Origin of the sequence: Streptomyces sp. NPDC058985 (genome assembly GCF_042740985.1) — a bacterium.
Lineage (GTDB): Bacteria > Actinomycetota > Actinomycetes > Streptomycetales > Streptomycetaceae > Streptomyces.
The window spans coordinates 1-18,710 of sequence record NZ_JBHYJX010000005.1 but is presented as its reverse complement, the minus strand read 5'-3'; the positions used below and the strand labels follow the sequence as shown (position 1 = coordinate 18,710).

Here is an 18,710-nt window from a genome sequence, read left to right as displayed (position 1 = left end):
CGGGGCGACGGTCACGGCCGTCGCGAAGGACTCACCGCCCTCGGGCCGACAGGACTTCGAGGGCGGCTCCGCATGCCCCCCCCGCAGACCTGTCTGGAGACCGGACCATGTCCGCACGGCTTCCCATGACCTACGCGGCGTTCGTCGCCCGTGCCACCGCCGATCCCGATGTGGCCGGACTCGTTCTCAAGGGATCCCAAGCCCACGAGGGCATGGCCACCCGCCACTCCGACCACGATCTGTACGTCCTGCTGGCCGACTCGGCCGGCACCGGGCTCGCGGGTCTCGACGGATTCCGCTCGGCCGGGCTGGATCTCGTCGTGGTGACGGTCACGGAGTTCCGCCGGCTCGGCGGCTTCGAGCGATACGCGCTCGCGCGGGCCCGGGTCGTGCTCGACCGGCTCGACGGGGGTGTCGCCGAGATGGTGGCCGCGAAGGGGCGGCTCGACGCCGCGGAGGCGTCGCGGGCGGCGGCCGAGTGGCTGGACGCCTACGTGAACTCCCTCTACCGGTCGGTCAAGAACGCCCGGGACGGACATCCCCTCGCGGCGCGACTCGACGCGGGTGACAGCGTCGGCTTCCTGCTGGAGCTGCTGTTCGCGCTCGACCGTCGTCCGCGTCCCTACAACAAGTACCTGGCGTGGGAACTGGAACGCTTCCCGCTCCCGGGATGGGACACGCGAGCGCTGCTGTCCGCGCTCGCGCGCGTCGCGGAGACCGGTGACGCGGACGTACAGCGGGAACTGTTCGGCCGGGTGGAGCCCGCGGTGCGCGCGGCCGGCCACGCGGCGGTGCTGGACGCGTGGGGCGAGGACCTCGGGCTGATGCGCCGAACGTAGCGAGGGGCCGCCGTCCCTCAGGTCGCCGTCGCTGCGGCGGCGGCGCGTCCGGCCTCGCGGCCGGAGAACAGGCAGCCGCCGAGGAAGGTGCCCTCCAGCGACCGGTAGCCGTGCACGCCGCCACCCCCGAAGCCCGCCACCTCTCCGGCGGCGTACAGACCCGGCACCGGGTCGCCCGCGGCGTTCAGGACCCGGCCGGAGAGGTCGGTCTGGAGGCCGCCGAGGGTCTTGCGGGTGAGGATGTTGAGACGGACCGCGATCAGCGGGCCCGCGCCGGAGTCCAGGATCCGGTGGACCGAGGCGGTCCGGCTGAGCGTGTCCCCGGGGTAGGCCAGTGCGTTGCGGACGCCCATGACCTGGACGTCCTTGGTGTACGGGTTGTCGATCTCGCGGTCGCGGGCCTCGATCTGGCGTTGGAGGCCGTCCAGCGCGATCAGGTGGTCGCCGGTCAGCTTGTTCATGCCGCGGACCAGCTCGGACAGGGTCGTCGCGACGACGAAGTCCACGCCGTTCTTCTTGAACTTCTCGATGGGCTCCGGCGTCTGCCAGATGCGGGAGAGGAGCTTCCAGACGTTCTTCTCCGTGAGGTCCGGGTTCTGCTCGGAGCCGGAGAGCGCGAACTCCTTGGCGATGATCTTCTGTGTGGTGACGAACCAGGAGTAGTCGTAGCCAGTGTCGGTGATGGACTTCAGGGTGTGCAGGGTGTCGTAGCCGGGGATGTCGGGCGTGCCGAAGCGCTTGCCGGTGGCGTCGAACCACATGGACGAAGGTCCGGGCAGGATGCGGATGCCGTGGCCGGGCCAGATCGGGTCGTAGTTTCTGAGGCCCTCGGTGTAGTGCCACATGCGGTCCGGGTTCACGATCCGGCCGCCCGCCTCCTCGGTGATCGCGAGCATGCGACCGTCCACGTGCGCGGGCACACCGGTGATCATGGACTTGGGCGGGGTGCCGAGTCGGGACGGCCAGTTCCGCCGGACGAGATCGTGGTTCGCGCCGATGCCGCCGGAGGTCACCACAACGACCGGGGCGCGCAGCTCGAACTCGCCGACCACCGTGCGGGAGCTGGGTTTGCCGCGCTGTGCCGTGCTCGGTTCGAGGACGGCGCCGCGTACGCCGGTGACGGCGCCGCCGGTCGTCACGAGGCCGTCGACCCGGTGCCGGAACCTGAAGGTGACCCTGCCGTCGGCGCGCGCCGCCCGCACCTTCTTCTCGAACGGCTCGACGACCGCGGGGCCGGTCCCCCAGGTGACGTGGAAGCGCGGCACCGAGTTGCCGTGTCCGTCCGCGAGGCCGCCGCCGCGCTCGGCCCAGCCGACGATCGGGAACCACTGCACGCCGAGCCCGGCGAGCCAGGACCGCTTCTCGCCGGCGGCGAAGTCCACGTACGCCTCGGCCCACTTGTACGCCCAGTGGTCCTGGCCGGCCGGGTCGCCGACGCCCCGGTCGAAGCCGGCCGTGCCGAGCCAGTCCTGCCAGGCCAGTTCGCGGGAGTCCTTGATGCCCATCAGGCGCTGTTCCGCGGAGTCCACGAAGAAGAGACCGCCGAAGGACCAGAACGCCTGGCCGCCCAGGCTCGCCTCGGGTTCCTGGTCGAGGAGCAGCACCTTGCGGCCCGCCGCGGCGAGTTCGGCCGTGGCCACCAGCCCCGCGAGACCGTGTCCGACCACGATCGCGTCCGCCGCCTGCTCCTCGGCCGCGAAGGCGGGCATCGCCTGGGCCAGTGTCGCCGCCGCGAGCACTCCCCCGGTCACGGTCAGGGCGTTGCGGCGAGTGATCCCGGCAGGTGCCGGCGTGTTCTGCATGGGCTGCCTTCCGACGGTGTACGGAGGGGCGGAGGGACACAGGAGTCACTCCTGCGCCGACAGGGTGTTACCGACGGTAGCCCAGCGGGTGTCCGACGACCAGAGCGCTGCGTCGTTTTCGTGAACCGCCGCTCCCCGCAGGCCCGTTGGCACTGCCGGGCCACACGGAATCAGACGAGTTCGGGCTGCGGCTCGATCGGGCCGGCCGGCTCCGGTTGCCGCACCGGCTCGGACTTCGGCTCCCACGCCCTGGTGGTCCGCAGGTACCCGAACACCACCGAGGCCATCGCGAGGAGGAGCAGCGGTCCGGCAACCCACGGGTAGGCGGCCATCTCCTGCGGGAGCAGGCGGTACGAGACCAGCAGCACCGCGAACACCGTCGCTCCGTGGGCGACCAGCCGGACGGCCGACCGGTCCCAGCCGCGGGCGAACGCGCGCATCGCCGCCTCGACCGTGAGCGCGAACACCACGCCGGCGATGAGGTCCACCCCGTAGTGGTAGCCGAAGCCCAGCGTCGCGGTCAGGGTGGCGACCAGCCAGAAGGTCCCGGCGTACCGCATCGGACGCGATCCCCCGCGCGAGTGGACGAAGAGCGTCGTCGCCCACGCCGTGTGCAGACTGGGCATGCAGTTGCGCGGGGTGATCTCGTCGAACGGCACCGCGTGCGGGGCACCGATCGACGGCAGGGTGTCCGGCCACAGGTTGGCCACCGCCCACTGTCCGCCCTCGGCTCCGTAGGCGTACACGGGCCCGACGACCGGGAAGATCATGTAGACGGCGGGCCCGAGCAGGCCGATGACGAGGAAGGTGCGGACGAGATGGTGGCTCGGGAAGCGTCGCTCGACCGCCACGTGGCGCAGCTGGTACAGGCCGACCAGGGCCGCCGCCAGCGGTAGCTGGCCGTAGACGACGTGCAGGATGCCGTCGCCGACCGGCGAGGTGGCCTCCACCAGCCGGCCGGCCAGCCAGGAAGGATCGCCCAGCGCGTGGTCGGCGGTCGCCAGATAGGGGTCGAGCACCGCCGGGCGGGTCTCCGACGTGATGAGCAGCCAGGTGTCCCCCGTCTTGTGCCCGGCCACCAGCAGCAGCCCCAGCCCGACACCCTTCAGCAGCAGCGCCCGCTCCCGGCCGGTGCGACGCGTGACGGCGACGACCGCGCAGCCCAGGACCACCCACAGGGCGCCGTTGCCGAAGTTCATGTCCGCGCCGGCCGCCCAGCGCACCGGCCACAGCACGAGGTCGACGCCGATCGCCACACCGGCCGCGACGAACCGCTGCCGCCAGGTGAGCACCACCATCGCCAGCGCGAGCCCCGCGTAGAGCAGCGGCCCGGAATCCGGGGCGAAGACCACCTCGCGGGCCTGCTGGGTGATCGGTCCCGGCTCGCCGTAGTGGCGCGCGGCGAACTCCAGCGCGACGAGGAACCCCAGGGTGGCCACTCCCGCCGCGGCCCAGAGCGTCGTTCGCGCGGATATTCGTGTCGGTATGGTTTTCAATTATTTGGCCTGATTGCTAGGGGACGGACAAACGGGTCACTCATGGCGATCGTCACGAGTTCGAACATGCTAACGGCAGGCTGTGCGGGACCTGATCGCCCGTTGTGCGTCCGGCAGACCGGTGCATGATTCACGTCACACACCGGCGTGCGAGCGGTTGTCAGGCTGTGTGCTGGTAGGCCGAGTACGTCAGATAGCCGGCGTCGCCGCCCTGGTAGTAGGTGTCCTCGTCCACCGGTGCGACCGGGAGCCCGGTGCGCAGCCGCTCGACCAGGTCGGGGTTGGCGATGAACCCGCGGCCGAAGCTGATGAGGTCCGCGCCGAGCCCGAGCCAGTGGTCGGCCTCGTCCCGCCCGGCCTGCTTCGGCCCCATCGGCAGCACCGGGTTCATGATGAGCGTGCCCGGCCAGGCGCGGCGCAGACCGACCAGCACCTCCTCCTCGGCGGTGGCCTCGACGTGGACGTAGGCGAGATCGAGGCGCGCCAGTTCGGCCAGCAGCTCGGCGTACAACTCGGGGACATCGGTCTCCTCGACGCCCCAGAAGGTCCCGGCCGGGGAGAGGCGGATGCCGGTCCGGTGGGCGCCCACGGCCTCGGCGGTCGCGGACGCCGCCTCGACGGCGAAGCGGACCCGGTTGGCCACCGAGCCTCCGTAGCGGTCGGTGCGGAGGTTCGCGTTGGAGGAGAGGAACTGCGAGATGAGGTAGCCGTTGGCGCCGTGCAGTTCGACCCCGTCGAAGCCGGCGTCGACCGCGCGGCGGGCGGCAGCGGCGTAGGAGAGCGCGTGTTCGGGCACCTCGGCGGCCTCCAGGGCGCGCGGTGTCGGCGCCGCCTGGGGACCGGTCGGGGTGAACACCTGTCCGACGGCGGGGACGGCCGAGGGGCCGACGGGCCGCATGCCCGTGGTGTCCGGGTGCGAGACGCGTCCCCCGTGCATGATCTGGGCGAAGATCCGTCCGCCGTTGGCGTGCAGGGCGCCGGTCACCGGGCGCCAGGCGGCCACCTGCTCGTCGGTGTACAGCCCGGGCGTACCCGGATTGGACTGTCCGACGAGGCTGGGCTGCACGCCTTCGGAGACGATCAGTCCGGCCGAGGCGCGCTGGGCGTAGTACGTCGCCATCGACGGCGTGGCCAGCCCGCCCGCCGCGGCGCGGACCCGCGTCATCGGGGCCATCACCATCCGGTTGGGCAGGGTCAGTTCACCGAGCGGGTAGCTGTCGAAGAGGGACGTCACGTCGGAACTCCTTGGTCGCGCGGGGCCCGGATGTCGGGCTCGGCGGCTACGCTAAAACCTGACACCGACGTCAGAGGCAAGGGTCTGTGTCCCGGATCACAGCGAGCAGCAGGGAGCACGGCATGCGCATCGGGGAGCTGGCGTCACGGGCCGGGGTCAGCGTGCGGTCAGTCCGCTACTACGAGGACCAGGGGCTGCTGGCCAGCACCCGCAGCCCGAGCGGCCAGCGCCACTACACGGACCACGAGGTCGAACGGGTCAGGTTCCTCCAGCGGCTCTACGCGGCGGGGCTGTCCAGCCGCACCATCGCCGAACTGCTGCCGTGCGTCGACGCACCCAGCGCGGACAACTCCGACGCCGCCCTGGAGCGCATGGCGCAGGAGCGCGACCGGCTGTCCGCGCACATCGCGGACCTCATGAACACCCGGGACGCACTCAACGCGCTGATGGCCGCGGCGCGGGAGTACCGGGAGACCCACTGGGCAGCGACGACGCACCACTGACCGCCCGGGTTGCCTAATCATGTTAGGCACACACATAATTTTCTACGGTTGCTCGGCAGGTGACGTGGAGGACGAGTGTGGCGCGGGCGGGACTGACGACAAAGACCCTGTTCAGGGCGGGGGCCGAGCTGGCCGACGAGATCGGGTTCGAGCACACCACGCCCACGGAGCTGGCCCGGCGGTTCGGGGTACGCACGGCGAGCCTCTACTCGCACGTGAAGAACGCGCACGAACTCAAGACCGGCATCGCGCTGTTCGCTCTCGAAGAGCTGGCCGACCTGGTCTCCGAGGCGGTGGCCGGCCGCGCGGGCAAGGACGCGCTGACCGCTTTCGCCAACGCCTACCGCGACTACGCGCGCCGCCACCCGGGCCGTTTCGCCGCCGCGCAGTTCCGCCTCGCCCCCGAGGCGGCGGCGGCCGGCGCCGGCGCGCGGCACGCCCAGATGTCGCGGGCCATCCTGCGCGGGTACGACCTGGCCGAACCCCAGCAGACCCACGCCGTACGCCTGCTGGGCAGCGTCTTCAGCGGATACGTCGGCCTGGAGGCGGCCGGGGGCTTCAGCCACAGCGCACCCGACGCGCAGGAGAGCTGGACGGAGATCCTCAACGCGCTGGACGCCCTGCTGCGCACCTGGCCGACCGGCGGTGAAGGCGGGCGCCCGCAGCGCCCGTCGGCCTGAAGCCGTCCAGCCGAGGCGTCCGGATCACTCGACGCGGGCGCGGGATAGGCTCCGACCTGCCAGCCCCCGGACGTGACAGGCAAGGAGTCGGCGATGGGCCCACAGGACGCGCGGGACCGTCCCGCCGCGCCCGGCGCGCAGGACACCGCCCTGGACACCGCCCGGCGACTCCGCGCGATCGGCGACGAGTTGTCGGACCGCTTCTACGAACGGGCCGACGTGGTGCGGACGTTGCTGGTGACACTGCTGGCGGGCCGGCACTCCCTGATACTGGGCCCGCCCGGGACGGCGAAGTCCGAACTGGCCCGGGAACTCACGGGCAGGATCGAGGGGGCGTCGTACTGGGAGATCCTGCTGTCGAAGTTCACGGCGCCGACACGGATGTTCGGCCCGATCGACGTCGCCGCGCTGTCCCGGGGCGAGTACCGCCAAGTCTACGAGGGTCGCGCCACGACCGCGCACGTCGCGTTCATCGACGAGATCTTCAAGTGCTCGACGGCGGCGCTGAACGAGACGCTGGGCTACCTCAACGAACGGATCTACCACCCCGAGAGCGGCGGAGAACCCGTCCACTGCCCGCTCATCGGGGCCATCACGGCGAGCAACGAGCTGCCCACCGGAGAGGACTCGGCCGCCATCTACGACCGGCTCCTGGTGCGGATCGAGGTCTCGTACCTGGAGGACCCCTCGAACTTCGCCGCGCTGGTCCGCTCCGCCGTCGGCCGCCCGGCCCCGCCGCCGCGGACCACGGTGGAGCTGGCCGCGCTGCAGCACGCCGTGACCGAAGCCGTCCCGGCCGTCGACGTCCCCGACGCGATAGTGGACGCGGTGTGCACGCTGCGCGCGGCCCTGCGCCGCAAGGAACTGGTCGCCTCCGACCGGCGCTGGCGGCAGGCGGTGGGCCTGCTCCAGGCCTCCGCCTACCTCGACGGCCGCGCCGCCGTCGGCGAGAGTGACCTGTCGGTGCTGACCCATGTGCTGTGGCGCTCCCCCGCCGAACGCCCGACGGTCGAACGCGAGGTGCTGCACCTGGTGAACCCCGACGCCCGCGAGGCCCTGCACCTCGCCGACACCATCGACGAACTGGAGACCCAGCTCGACGCCATGGCCGGGCAGTCCCGCGAGGCGCTGAGCGAGTGGGTCATCAAGAAGGCCCACAACCAGCTCGCCACCGCCGGGACCCGGCTGGAGAAACTGCGGGAGGAGGCGGTGGTGGCCGGCCGCTCCACCGCCGCCATCGACCGGGTCACCGGCCGCCAGCGCGCCGTCCGCGCCCGGGTGCTCACCGAGGCCCTCGGCGTGGACGCCAGCACGGTGCGGTCCCGGCTCTGAGCACGAGGGGCGATCAGGAGCATGGACGAGATCCCGGCCCGGCTGGAGGGTCTGGCGGCCCGGGCCGCGCCATGGCTGGCCGGGTCGGCCACCCCTCCCGCACGCCACACCACGGCCGTGATCGCCGACCGTTTCGACCGGATCGCCTGGCACGACACCTACGAGCAGTCGCCCGCTCTGCGCGACCTGGCCGCCGAACTGGGCGAGCGCCACGCGCACGCCGGCGACCTGCTGACCGACGCGTTCCTGGCCGCCTACCGAGCCGGCCCCCGCCTGCGCGAACCCGGCGAGATGGACCCCACCCGGCTGGTCAACCACCGTGTCGTCGGAGCCCTGCTGGAGTCGCCGCACTTCGCCGAACTGCACCGCGAGACGGCCGGCGACCCGTACGCCGCCGCCATGGCCGTACTCGCCCAAGCCGGTGCGCTGCGCCGGATGCTGGACGACTCCGGGGACGCGCAGGACCGCGCGGAGCGGGCGGGCCGGGCCCGCGGGGACGCCGAGGACGCGGCCACCGCCGTCGCCGAGGCGCTCCGGCAGGCCGCCGACGCGGCCGACGAGGACGGCACCGTGCCCGGTCCGGCCGCCGACGCCGTACAACGGGCGCTGGACAACGCTCGGTCCCACGCCCGGCAGACCGCACAAGAGGCTGGTGAGGCGCTCGCGGCGCCGCTGCCCGGGATGCCGGCCACCGCGCGCGGCGGGGTGGCGAAGGCCGCGGCAGCCGCCCGGGAGGAGGCCGCGCTGATGCGGGCCTGGGGCGTCGGTTCCGGTGAGCTGGAGCGGATGCCCTTCGAGCGGCGCGCCCGGCTCGCCGAGCGGCTGCGCACCAGTCGGCTCGCACGGTGGGCCGAGCTGATCGGCCGTTTCCGGCAGATGGCCGAAGGCGAGCGCGCCCGCAAGGTGGAGAACGCGACCGGCGAGCTGATCGGTGTCACCCTCGGCGACGACCTCTCCCGAGTCATCCCCTCCGAACTGGCCCATCTCGGCCTGGCGGAACTGCGTGCGGTGTTCGCCGCACGCTACGCCGCCGGGGAGCTGATGCTCTACGACAGCCAGGGCGAACAGGCCACCGGCCGGGGCGCGGTCATCGCGTGCGTGGACACCTCGCACTCCATGTACGAGGCCGGGCCCGGCGGCATCACCCGGGAGGCGTGGGCGAAGGCGTGCGCCCTGGCCCTGCTGGACCAGGCCCGCCGGGCGGGGCGCGACTTCGTGGGCATCCTCTTCTCCGCCGCCGACAGACTCCAGGTCTTCCACTTCCCCGCCGACGGGCCCGCCGGCCTCGGCCGGACCCTCGACTTCGCGGAGACCTTCCTCGGCGGCGGCACCAGCTACCAGCGGCCCCTGTCGGCGGCGGTCGAGCTGCTGCGGGAGGAGTTCGACGACGCCGCCCGCAGGCGCGGGGACATCGTGATGCTCACCGACGACGACTGCGGCGTCACCGAGGAGTGGATGCGCGACTGGAACGAGGCCAAGCGCCTGCTGGGCTTCCGGGTCTTCGGTGTCGCCATCGGCACCCCGCGGGTCGCCGCGGCCGGGTCGGTCCTGGAGGCCCTGTGCGACAACCTCCGCTCGGTCGAGGACTTCACCGACGTGCACGCCGCCGCCGACCTCTTCCGCGTGATCTGACGCCCCAGGACCTCCGGTCCCGACCGCTCCCGCACGCCCGTTACGGCTTGCGGGCCACCGCGCCGTACATCGCGATGTCCTCGTCGCGGATGCCCTGCTCCCCCGCGCCGTCCGGGTGCCACTTGTGCACCTGGACGATGCCGGGTTCGACCAGGTCCAGACCGTCGAAGAACTCGTGCGCCTCGTCGAGGGTGCGCAGCCGCATCGGCATGTCGCGGGCCGCGTACTCCCGTGCGACCCGGCCGACCTCGTCCGGGGCGAACTCGGCGGTGCCGATGGTCATCGCGAGGTAGCTGCCCGACGGCAGGGGCTCCAGGAGGCGGCGGACGATACCGACCGCGTCGTCCTCGTCGAGGACGAAGTGCACGATCGCGATCACGGTCAGCGCGACCGGCCTGCCCAGGTCGAGCGTCTTGCGGAACTCGGCGGAGTCGAGGACGTCCTCCGGATGCTGGAAGTCCGCCTCGATGTAGGTCGTCCGGCCCTCGGGCGTGCTGGACAGCAGCCCCTGGGACAGGGTGAGGACGATCGGGTCGTTGTCCACGTAGACGACGCGCGACTCGGGCGCCACCGACTGCGCGATCTCGTGCAGGTTGGGTGAGGTCGGGATGCCGGTGCCGATGTCGAGGAACTGGCGTATGCCCGCCTCCTCCGCCAGCCAGCGCACCGCGCGGTTCATCCAGTCCCGGTTCGCGCGCATGTGCACGGGCAGCGCGGGCCACTCCGCGGCCATCGCGTCGCCCGCCTCCCGGTCCGCCGGGTAGTAGTCCTTGCCTCCCAGGATGTAGTCGTAGATCCGGGCCGAGTGCGCGTGCTCGGTGTCGATCCGGTCGGCCGGCCATCCGCTGTCGGACAACGTCCGCCCCTCTCCGTCAAGTCGTGCGGTACCAGTGATCTCTCGGTGGAACCTACGGCAACCGGCGCGTTCAGTAGAGGAAGTCGGCCTGTCCCGCCTTCACACCGTCCAGGAAACGCGTCATCTCGTGGGGCGTGAAGACCAGCGCGGGGCCGTCCGGGTCCGAGGACTGGCGCAACGCGATGCGCCCGTCGCCCAGCCTGCGCACCTCGACGCAGGCGCCGCCCGCGTCGTCGCTCCACGGCTTGACCCACTCGTGGGGGCCCGGTTGCGGGGACGGTGTCCCGGAGCCGGCGGAGTGCTGCGGGTGCTGGTCCATTCAGAGCTCCTTGCGTAGCGCGCCGAGGAGTTCCTCGGTGGATCGGGCCGGTACGGCCTGGGCGCCCAGGCGGTCCAGCGCCTCGCGGTAGACCACCACGTCGTCGCCCTTGTCCAGGTAGACGGCGCCCACGAGACCGCTGAGGTAGACGATGTCGGGGAGTTCGGGAGCCCGGAAGCGGAAGACGTGGAACGCGCCGGCCCGCATCGCGGGGTGCGGGCCCTGGGCGAACGGCATGATCTGGAGCGTGACGTTGGGCAGCCGGCCCACCTCGATCAGGTGGTCCACCTGCTCCCGCATCACCTCGGCGCCGCCGACGGGCCAGCGCAGGACCGTTTCGTCCATGACGACCCACAGCCGGGGCGGTTCGGGGCGGGTGAGGATCTCCTGGCGCCGCATGCGCAGGGCGACCCGGCGCTCGGTGGCGACGGAGGAGGCGTGCGGATTGCCGGCGCTCAGCAGGGCCCGCGCGTATGCCGGGGTCTGGAGCAGTCCGTGCACGAACTCGGGTTCGTAGGCGCGGATGTGCAGGGCCGCCTGCTCCAGGCTGAGGTAGGCGGCGAACCAGTCCGGCATGACGTCGCGGTAGGTGTGCCACCAGCCACGTTTGTTCGCCTCGCGGGCCGACTTCAGGAAGGTGTCGATCTCCTGCTGGTCGCGGACGCCGTAGTACTGGAGCAGCTTCTCCACGTCCGGCAGCCGCAGGCGGGCCACCTTCGCCGCCTCCATGCGCCGGATCGTGGAGTGGCTCACCCCGATCGACTCGGCGGCCTGTTCGAAGGACAGACCGGCCCGGGTCCGCAACTCCTCCAGCTGTCTGCCGAGGATCATGCGCAGCACGGAGGGGGCACCGCCCCAATCGGTCTCCGAGGTCACACCATCTCCTTCATCGCGGCTGCGCGCCCGGCCCCGGGTGCGCAGTCTGCCACGGCGGGCGTCCCCGTCCGAGGAGCATGCATCCACTCAACTGCAATTTTCAACTTGCCGGTTGCGTACGGTTGCTGACGGATGACACAGTGGTTCCACCGCCCCTTTTCTTCACGTCCGGGTCGGTCTCGCATGACAACGTTCTCCTGGTGATCCGCCGGTTGTGCGCGTCGGCAGACCGCGCTCCCCGCCCGGCCAAAGGACACCCCCCATGGACCTGCAGCACACCCGTGATCCACGTCCGTCCACGGCCCTCGCCCCGCTGCCCCTGCCCGCCGGGCTGCGCACCGGTCTCGGGCACGACGCGGTCGGCACCTCACCGGACCACGGCGAGCGCATCCTGGCCCGTCTGCCCCGCGCGGGCTGCGTCTTCGCCGACCAGGGACGCTGGTGGTGGATCGTGCCGTCGGGCTCCGACATCGGGGTCGCGTGGCCGCACGGCACCCTCTACGTGAGCGGCGACCCTTCCTGGACCCGCGCGCGGGCACAGACCCCGCCGTCGGGTCCGCGCATGGTCCACGGGCCCGACGGCGACTCGCCGTACACCGCGCCCATACCGCTGTACTTTCTCGTCTGCCGGCTCACCGGCGTGACGCCGCGCTGGTCCCCGACCCCCTGAAGGAGTGCGGGCCGCCGGGCCGGGTTCCGGTTCATCTTCCGAAGCTGGAGCGCCTTCTTCCGATTCATTTCGTTCATCTTATTGACATGTACAGGGAAGCGCTACAACGTTGCAAGTCCCCCCACACCAAGGAGGACCGTGTGCTTTCCCCACGCAAGCTGACGGCGTCCCTGGCCGTCGCGGCGTCCCTCGGCGCCGTCGCCGTCGTCACAGGGCCGGCCGAACCGGCCTCGGCCGTGCCGGACACGATCCCGCTGACCCTGAACAACGACTCGGGCAGCGGCGAACAGGTCTACGTGTACGTGATCGGCACCGAACTGGCCTCCGGCAAGCAGGGATACGCCGACGAGAGCGGCGCCTTCCACGCCTGGCCGGCCGGCGGGGCCCCGCCGGTCCCGGCCCCCGACGCCTCGTTCGCCGGCCCCGCAAACGGCGGGTCAAAGACCGTTCAGCTCCCGAAGTTCTCCGGCCGCGTCTACTTCTCCTACGGCAAGAAGCTGGACTTCCGCCTGGCCGACGGCGGGCTCGTGCAGCCCGCCGTGCAGAACGCGGCCGACCCCAACCACGACACCCTGTTCAACTGGACGGAGTACACGCTCAACGACTCCGGGCTGTGGATCAACTCCACCCAGGTCGACATGTTCTCGGCCCCCTACTCCGTCGGCCTCACCGCCGGCGACGGGTCGGCCAAGCACACCGGGACGCTGAAGCCCGGGGGCTACAAGGCCGTGGCCGACGGACTCGCCCAGCAGGGCGGCGGCTGGGAGGGCCTGGTCCAAAGCCGCGCCGACGGAACGCCGCTGCGCGTGCTCGCCCCCGGTCACGGCATCGGCTCCGGCGACCTGCCCGCCGGAGTGATGGACGACTACATCGACCGCGTCTGGAGCAAGTACGCCACCGACACGCTGACGGTCACGCCGTTCAAGGACCAGCCGGACACGAAGTTCTCCGGCAAGGTCAACGGGGACCGGATGGACTTCACCGACGGCTCCGGCACCGTGGTGACCTCCTTCGAGAAGCCGGACTCCGACTCCGTCTTCGGCTGCTACAACAAGCTCGACGCACCCAACGACCAGGTGCGCGGGCCCATCTCGCGGACCCTGTGCGCCGCGTACAACCGGTCGACGCTGCTCACCAACTCCGAGCAGCCGGACGCCGACGCCTCGGGCTTCTACCAGGACGGCGTCACCAACCACTACGCCCGCCTGATCCACGCCCAGATGCAGGACGGGAAGGCGTACGCCTTCGCGTTCGACGACGTCGGGGCCCATGAGTCGCTGGTGCACGACGGCGACCCCAAGGACGCGTCGATCACCTTGGAGTCCTTCGACTGACCGGCCGGCCCCACCCGCGCCCGGACAGTCGACCCCGCACCACCTTCCCCCCACCCGAGTGCCCGCTCCCGCGTCGTGGGAGCGGGCCCACGAAAGGGAGAGACATGAACTCCCCACGCTTGATCCGCAGTTGCCTGCTCACCACCCTGTCGGTCGGCCTGGTGGCCGCCGCCGCGGTCGCGCCCGCGCACGCGGACCGCCCGGCGGAGACCGCCGCGGCCGTGACGTTCTCCGACACCTTCGACGGACCCGCCGGGTCCGGCGTCGACTCCGCCAAGTGGCAGCTGGAGACCGGCGACAACGTCAACAACCACGAGCGGCAGTACTACACGCCCGGCACCGACAACGCGACCCTCGACGGCCAGGGGAACCTGGTGATCGAGGCCCGCCGCGAGAACCCGGCCAACTACCAGTGCTGGTACGGATCGTGCGAGTACACTTCCGCGCGCCTGAACACCTCGGGCAAGTTCACCGCCACCTACGGGCACGTCGAGGCCCGGATGAAGATCCCGCGCGGGCAGGGCATCTGGCCCGCGTTCTGGATGCTGGGCCAGGACATCGGCGAGGTCGGCTGGCCGAACTCGGGCGAGATCGACATCATGGAGAACGTCGGCTTCGAGCCCTCGACCGTCCACGGCACCATCCACGGCCCCGGCTACTCCGGCTCGGGCGGCATCGGCGCGGGTTACACCCTGCCGAACGGCGAGGCCTTCGCGGACGACTTCCACACCTTCGCGGTGGACTGGGCTCCGGAGAAGATCACCTGGTCGGTCGACGGCAACGTGTACCAGACGCGTACGCCGGCCGATCTGAACGGCAACCAGTGGGTCTTCGACAAGCCGTTCTTCCTCATCCTGAACCTGGCGGTCGGCGGCTACTGGCCGGGCGACCCCGACGGCTCGACCACCTTCCCGCAGCAGCTGGTCGTCGACGAGGTGAAGGTGACCACGAGCGACGGCTGACGCCCGACGGTTCCACCTTTCGGGGCCGGCGTTGAGCCGATCGCCGCGCGCGCACGTAGGGAGTACGGGAGGAGTCCCGTACTCCCCGCGGCCGCATCGTACGCGGCCGCACGCCGCACGACCCGAGGGAGCGCCCACCGATGAGCACCGCACGTCTGAACGACCGGCTGACCAGGCAGCAGCCCCTGGTGCTCGGCCTGTTCCGCATCGTCCTGGGCCTGCTGTTCACCAGTGAGGGCGCCGCGACGGTCTTCGGCCTGCTGGACCGGCCGGCCAGTCCCGTGGGCGACTGGCCGTTCTGGTACGCCGGGGTGATCGAGCTGGTGACCGGCGCCCTCGTCCTCGTCGGCGCGGCCACGCGCGGCGCGGCGTTCACCGGCTCGGGGATCATGGCGTTCGCCTACTTCACCGAGCACCAGCCGGACGGGCTCTTCCCGCTCCAGAACGGCGGGCTGTCCCCGGCGCTGTTCTGCTGGGGCTTCCTGCTGCTGGTCTTCTTCGGGCCGGGTGCCCTGTCCCTGTCAGGGCGAGGTGGTCGTGGCCCCGGCGGCGCCCGAGGCGTCGTCCTCCGGGGCCGCCGGGGGCGGGAAGATCAGGTCCTCGAGCGCGTCGGCGGCGAAGAGGAAGGCCATCATCACGACCGGTAGGAGAAGCGCGAGCAGAATCACAGGACCTCCCGGTAGGTCGGTCTGTGGGCTTCGTGGCCCGGCTACCAGGATGACCCCGAATGGCGGAACGCGCACGGCGGGGTCGGGGCCATAGCGATCACGTCGCATTTCGAACGTACGTACCGAGGGTGACCGGAGCCCCTTCCCGCACACCGCGCCGTGGCCCTCACCTGCACCTCAGGTGATCCTTTGGCCAACCGTTCATGCATATGCAGAACGAATGTGCGGCGCAACCTCTGCCCATGGCATCGCCGTTGGGTGCGTATGGAACCTCCGATCGAGATCAACTACAGCGATGCCGGCGGCTGGACCGTCGTGGAGATCCGCGGTGAGGTCGACGTGTACACCGTGCCCACGATCAAGCAGCACATGATCGAGCGGCTCGCGGACGGACTCCGCCGGTTCGTCATCGACCTGCGCGGGGTGACGTTCATCGACTCCATGGGCCTGGGCGTCCTGGTCGGCGCCCTCAAACGGGTCCAGGCGGTCCGCGGCGAATTGAAACTCGTCATCACCGACGCCCACACCAAGCAGCTCTTCGCGCTGACCGGGCTGCGCCACGTCTTCCCCATCTACGACTCCGTGTACCAGGCGAGACGTACGTCATGACCGGATGTCTTCTTGACGGTGGGCTTCCCCGGCCCCATATTCACCAGCACCCCCTCGACAACCCCCACAGAGGTGACCTGTGAGAGGCCTCAGACCCTGGGCTGCCGTCCACGCGGCCACCGCCCTCCTCCTTCTCACCACGGCTCTCACCCCCGGCACCTCCTCCGCGGTCTCCTCCCCACCGGCCGGCGGGCCCGCCTTCGCCACGCACCCCGCCAGGGCGGCCCTCGCCCGCCTGCTCCCCCGCCATGTCTCGCAGTTCAGCCTGGTCCCGGCCGCCCGTCCCGCGTCGGGCGACTACTTCAGCGTCTCCGGCAGAGCGGGCCGTGTGCGGGTCAGCGGCACCAGCCCGGCGGTGATCCTCAGCGGCGTCAACTGGTACCTCAAGCACACGGCGAAGGTGGACCTCGGGTGGCCCGGGCGGAGTACGGCGAAGCTGCCGCGCACGCTCCCGGCGCCCGCCGGGACCGTCCACCGGCAGGCGTCGGTGCCGCACCGCTTCGCGCTCAACGACACCGACGACGGCTACTCCGGCGCCTACCGCGACTGGGCCTCGTACGAACGGCAGATCGACCTGCTCGCCCTGCACGGCGTGAACGAGGTCTTCGTGCAGATGGGCGCCGACGCCGTCTACCACGAGACGTTCCAGGAGTTCGGGTACTCCGGGAAGGAGCTGAGGTCCTGGATCCCCGGTCCGGCGCACCAGCCGTGGTGGCTGATGCAGAACATGTCCGGCTTCGCCGGTCCGGTCTCCGAGCGGCTCCTCCAGGACCGCGCCGACCTCGGACGCCGGATCGCGGACCGGCTGCGCCGGCTCGGCATGACCCCGGTGCTGCCCGGCTACTTCGGCACGGTGCCCCCGGGGTTCACGGAACGGAACCCCACCGGGCCGGTCGTCCCGCAGGGCGAGTGGGTCGGCTTCCAGCGGCCCGACTGGCTGGATCCGCGCAGCGAGGTCTTCCGCCGGGTCGCCGCCTCCTTCTACCGCCACCAGCGGGAGCTGTTCGGCGACTCGTCGATGTTCAAGATGGACCTGCTGCACGAGGGCGGCCGGCCGGGGAACGTGCCGGTCGGGGACGCCGCCCGAGCGGTGATGAACGCTCTGCAGACCGCCCGTCCCGGTGCCGTGTGGACCCTGATCGGCTGGCAGAAGAACCCTTCGCCGGAGATCATCGACGCCGTCGACAAGAGCAGGCTGCTCATCGTCGACGGGCTGTCCGACCGCTACGACGGGCTCGACCGGGAGACCACCTGGCACGGCGCGCCCTACGCGTTCGGCACCATCCCCAACTTCGGCGGCCACACCACCATCGGCGCCAACACTGGCGTCTGGGCGGAGCGTTTCGATGAGTGGCGCACCAAGCCCGGCAGCACCCTCTCGGGCATCGCCTACCTGCCCGAGGGCACCGGCGGCAACCCGGTCGCCTACGAGCTGTTCACCGAACTGGCCTGGCGGACCGGCCCGGTGGACCAGCGGAGCTGGTTCGCCGCCTACGCGTCACGCCGCTACGGCGGCTCCGACCCGCACGCGGCCCGCGCCTGGGAGCTGCTGCGCACGGGCCCGTACAGCACGCCCTCGGGCACCTGGAGCGAGTCGCAGGACAGCCTCTTCACCGCCCGTCCCCGGCTCGACGCGACCAGGGCGGCCAGCTGGAGCCCCGGCGCGATGCGCTACGACCCGGCCACCGTGCGGGAGGCGCTGGCCGAGTTGCTGAAGGTCGCGCCGGCGCTGCGGGCGACCGACGCCTACCGCTTCGACCTGGTGGACGTCGCCCGTCAGGCGCTGGCCAACCGCAGCCGGTCCCTGCTCCCGGAGATCAAGACGGCCTACGACGCCAAGGACCTGTCCGGCTTCCGTGCCCGGGCCGCGGAGTGGAAGAGCGACCTTGCCCTCCTCGACCGGCTGCTGGCGACCGACACCCGGTTCCTCCTCGGGCCGTGGCTGGAGGACGCCAAGTCCTGGGGACGCACGCCGGCCGAGCGGGCCGCCGCCGAGTTCGACGCCCGTTCGATCCTCACCACCTGGGGGCACCGCTCCGGCAGCGACACCGGCGGGCTGCGCGACTACGCCAACCGGGAGTGGTCGGGGCTCGTCCGCGACTTCTACGCGATGCGGTGGACGACGTACCTCGACTCCCTCGACACGGCGCTGGTCACCGGCCGCCCTCCGGCCGCCATCGACTGGTTCGCGCTGGAGAACACCTGGAACCAGCAGCGGCACCGCTACCCTGTCCACCCCTCCGGCGACCCCGTGGCCGCGGCCACCGCGGTCCTCGCCGCCCTGCCCGCCCCCGCAAGCCGCTGACGGTACGTCACGTTCGTCACGAACAGTCCCGCACCGAGCTACGAGGGAAGGACCGCGCATGCGCTTCACCGTGCTCCCGGAACCGGACGGCAGACGCTCGGCCAGACGTGCGGGTGTCGTCGTGGCCGTGCTGAGCGGTCTGGCTCTGGCCCTGACGACGACCACCGCGCACGCCGCGCCCGGCGACCCAAACGTCATCGCCCACCGCGGCTCCTCCGGCATGGCACCCGAGAACACCGCCGCCGCCATCGACCTCGCCGTCACCCAACGCGCCGACTTCGTCGAGATCGACGTCCAGCAGACCAAGGACGGCAGACTCGTCAACTTCCACGACTGCACCATGGAACGCACCACCAACATCGAAGACCTCTACCCCGACCGCCCCCGCTACCGCGTCTCCGACTTCACCTGGAAGGAACTGAGCCGCCTCGACGCAGGCTCCTGGTTCCACAAGAAATACACCGGCGAACCCCTCATCACCGTCGACGACGTCATCCGCCACATCGACCGCACCCGCACCGGACTCCTCGCCGAAATAAGCCCCTGCGGCCACTACACCGACATCGCCACCGACTTCGCCGACCACCTGCGCA

General features: G+C 71.4%; 17 protein-coding genes and 1 pseudogene. 12 read left to right on the top strand and 6 right to left on the bottom strand.

Translation table 11 applies throughout. The annotated features are described in order from the left end of the window. The first annotated feature begins 107 nt into the window (after positions 1–107). Positions 108–839 (top strand): hypothetical protein, encoded by a 732-nt coding sequence (locus ACFW01_RS05745; protein WP_384502468.1) that lies wholly within the window; start codon positions 108–110, stop codon positions 837–839. A 17-nt stretch (positions 840–856) separates the two neighbouring features. On the opposite strand, the gene ACFW01_RS05740 is transcribed toward ACFW01_RS05745, so the two are convergent. The 3 genes from ACFW01_RS05740 to ACFW01_RS05730 all read right to left on the bottom strand — a co-directional run bounded on the left by ACFW01_RS05740 (position 857) and on the right by ACFW01_RS05730 (position 5,371). Then, positions 857–2,641: an FAD-binding dehydrogenase gene (locus ACFW01_RS05740; protein ID WP_234958697.1), complete on the bottom strand. Its 1,785-nt coding sequence runs from the start codon at positions 2,639–2,641 to the stop codon at positions 857–859. Positions 2,642–2,811: 170 nt separating this feature from the next. Further along, positions 2,812–4,137: a phosphatase PAP2 family protein gene (locus ACFW01_RS05735; protein ID WP_384502467.1), complete on the bottom strand. Its 1,326-nt coding sequence runs from the start codon at positions 4,135–4,137 to the stop codon at positions 2,812–2,814. A gap of 160 nt (positions 4,138–4,297) precedes the next feature. Then, positions 4,298–5,371 carry an alkene reductase gene (locus ACFW01_RS05730; protein WP_384502466.1) on the bottom strand — a complete coding sequence of 358 codons (1,074 nt, stop codon included), beginning with the start codon at positions 5,369–5,371 and terminating at the stop codon, positions 4,298–4,300. Positions 5,372–5,493: 122 nt separating this feature from the next. Between ACFW01_RS05730 and ACFW01_RS05725 the strand changes: the two genes are divergently transcribed. The 4 genes from ACFW01_RS05725 to ACFW01_RS05710 all read left to right on the top strand — a co-directional run bounded on the left by ACFW01_RS05725 (position 5,494) and on the right by ACFW01_RS05710 (position 9,518). Then, complete coding sequence (locus ACFW01_RS05725) at positions 5,494–5,874, top strand: MerR family transcriptional regulator (RefSeq protein WP_384502465.1); 381 nt, start codon at positions 5,494–5,496, stop codon at positions 5,872–5,874. Between the two features lie 77 nt (positions 5,875–5,951). Beyond that, positions 5,952–6,554 carry a TetR/AcrR family transcriptional regulator gene (locus ACFW01_RS05720; RefSeq protein WP_234959103.1) on the top strand — a complete coding sequence of 201 codons (603 nt, stop codon included), beginning with the start codon at positions 5,952–5,954 and terminating at the stop codon, positions 6,552–6,554. A 93-nt stretch (positions 6,555–6,647) separates the two neighbouring features. Beyond that, on the top strand, positions 6,648–7,886 hold the full coding sequence (locus ACFW01_RS05715; protein ID WP_384502464.1) for an AAA family ATPase: 1,239 nt from the start codon (positions 6,648–6,650) through the stop codon (positions 7,884–7,886). Positions 7,887–7,907: 21 nt separating this feature from the next. Beyond that, complete coding sequence (locus tag ACFW01_RS05710; protein WP_384502463.1) at positions 7,908–9,518, top strand: VWA domain-containing protein; 1,611 nt, start codon at positions 7,908–7,910, stop codon at positions 9,516–9,518. A 40-nt stretch (positions 9,519–9,558) separates the two neighbouring features. Here the strand turns inward: ACFW01_RS05710 and ACFW01_RS05705 are convergent, their stop codons facing one another. The 3 genes from ACFW01_RS05705 to ACFW01_RS05695 form a co-directional block, all read right to left on the bottom strand. After that, complete coding sequence (locus ACFW01_RS05705) at positions 9,559–10,374, bottom strand: SAM-dependent methyltransferase (protein ID WP_161325927.1); 816 nt, start codon at positions 10,372–10,374, stop codon at positions 9,559–9,561. Between the two features lie 70 nt (positions 10,375–10,444). Beyond that, positions 10,445–10,693 carry a DUF397 domain-containing protein gene (locus ACFW01_RS05700; RefSeq protein WP_234958683.1) on the bottom strand — a complete coding sequence of 83 codons (249 nt, stop codon included), beginning with the start codon at positions 10,691–10,693 and terminating at the stop codon, positions 10,445–10,447. After that, a complete protein-coding gene (locus ACFW01_RS05695; protein WP_125491164.1) occupies positions 10,694–11,569 on the bottom strand; it encodes a helix-turn-helix transcriptional regulator in 876 nt (291 codons plus the stop codon). Positions 11,570–11,831: 262 nt separating this feature from the next. Here ACFW01_RS05695 and ACFW01_RS05690 point away from each other — a divergent pair, with 262 nt between their 5' ends. The 7 genes and pseudogenes from ACFW01_RS05690 to ACFW01_RS05660 form a co-directional block, all read left to right on the top strand. After that, a complete protein-coding gene (locus ACFW01_RS05690) occupies positions 11,832–12,239 on the top strand; it encodes a hypothetical protein (RefSeq protein WP_234958681.1) in 408 nt (135 codons plus the stop codon). Positions 12,240–12,379: 140 nt separating this feature from the next. Continuing rightward, a complete protein-coding gene (locus tag ACFW01_RS05685; protein ID WP_384502462.1) occupies positions 12,380–13,573 on the top strand; it encodes a glycoside hydrolase family 64 protein in 1,194 nt (397 codons plus the stop codon). Between the two features lie 104 nt (positions 13,574–13,677). Next, positions 13,678–14,529 (top strand): annotated as a pseudogene (locus ACFW01_RS05680) (family 16 glycosylhydrolase); the annotation flags it as partial. Between the two features lie 146 nt (positions 14,530–14,675). Next, complete coding sequence (locus tag ACFW01_RS05675) at positions 14,676–15,182, top strand: DoxX family protein (protein WP_384502461.1); 507 nt, start codon at positions 14,676–14,678, stop codon at positions 15,180–15,182. Positions 15,183–15,467: 285 nt separating this feature from the next. Further along, positions 15,468–15,812, top strand: coding sequence for an STAS domain-containing protein (locus tag ACFW01_RS05670; RefSeq protein ID WP_234958677.1), 345 nt, complete (start codon positions 15,468–15,470; stop codon positions 15,810–15,812). 79 nt (positions 15,813–15,891) lie between these two features. Next, positions 15,892–18,117 carry an alpha-N-acetylglucosaminidase gene (locus ACFW01_RS05665; RefSeq protein WP_234958675.1) on the top strand — a complete coding sequence of 742 codons (2,226 nt, stop codon included), beginning with the start codon at positions 15,892–15,894 and terminating at the stop codon, positions 18,115–18,117. A 58-nt stretch (positions 18,118–18,175) separates the two neighbouring features. Next, on the top strand, positions 18,176–18,710 hold a 535-nt coding region (locus tag ACFW01_RS05660; RefSeq protein WP_384502460.1), incomplete at its 3' end, for a glycerophosphodiester phosphodiesterase family protein.

Bases quoted from the DNA above. Each gene is read 5' to 3' on its own strand.
- ACFW01_RS05710 (WP_384502463.1), top strand. From the start codon at position 7,908: ATGGACGAGATCCCGGCCCGGCTGGAGGGTCTGGCGGCCCGGGCCGCG.
- ACFW01_RS05740 (WP_234958697.1), bottom strand. From the start codon at position 2,641: ATGCAGAACACGCCGGCACCTGCCGGGATCACTCGCCGCAACGCCCTG.
- ACFW01_RS05745 (WP_384502468.1), top strand. From the start codon at position 108: ATGTCCGCACGGCTTCCCATGACCTACGCGGCGTTCGTCGCCCGTGCC.
- ACFW01_RS05690 (WP_234958681.1), top strand. From the start codon at position 11,832: ATGGACCTGCAGCACACCCGTGATCCACGTCCGTCCACGGCCCTCGCC.
- ACFW01_RS05675 (WP_384502461.1), top strand. From the start codon at position 14,676: ATGAGCACCGCACGTCTGAACGACCGGCTGACCAGGCAGCAGCCCCTG.
- ACFW01_RS05715 (WP_384502464.1), top strand. From the start codon at position 6,648: ATGGGCCCACAGGACGCGCGGGACCGTCCCGCCGCGCCCGGCGCGCAG.
- ACFW01_RS05670 (WP_234958677.1), top strand. From the start codon at position 15,468: ATGGAACCTCCGATCGAGATCAACTACAGCGATGCCGGCGGCTGGACC.
- ACFW01_RS05700 (WP_234958683.1), bottom strand. From the start codon at position 10,693: ATGGACCAGCACCCGCAGCACTCCGCCGGCTCCGGGACACCGTCCCCG.
- ACFW01_RS05725 (WP_384502465.1), top strand. From the start codon at position 5,494: ATGCGCATCGGGGAGCTGGCGTCACGGGCCGGGGTCAGCGTGCGGTCA.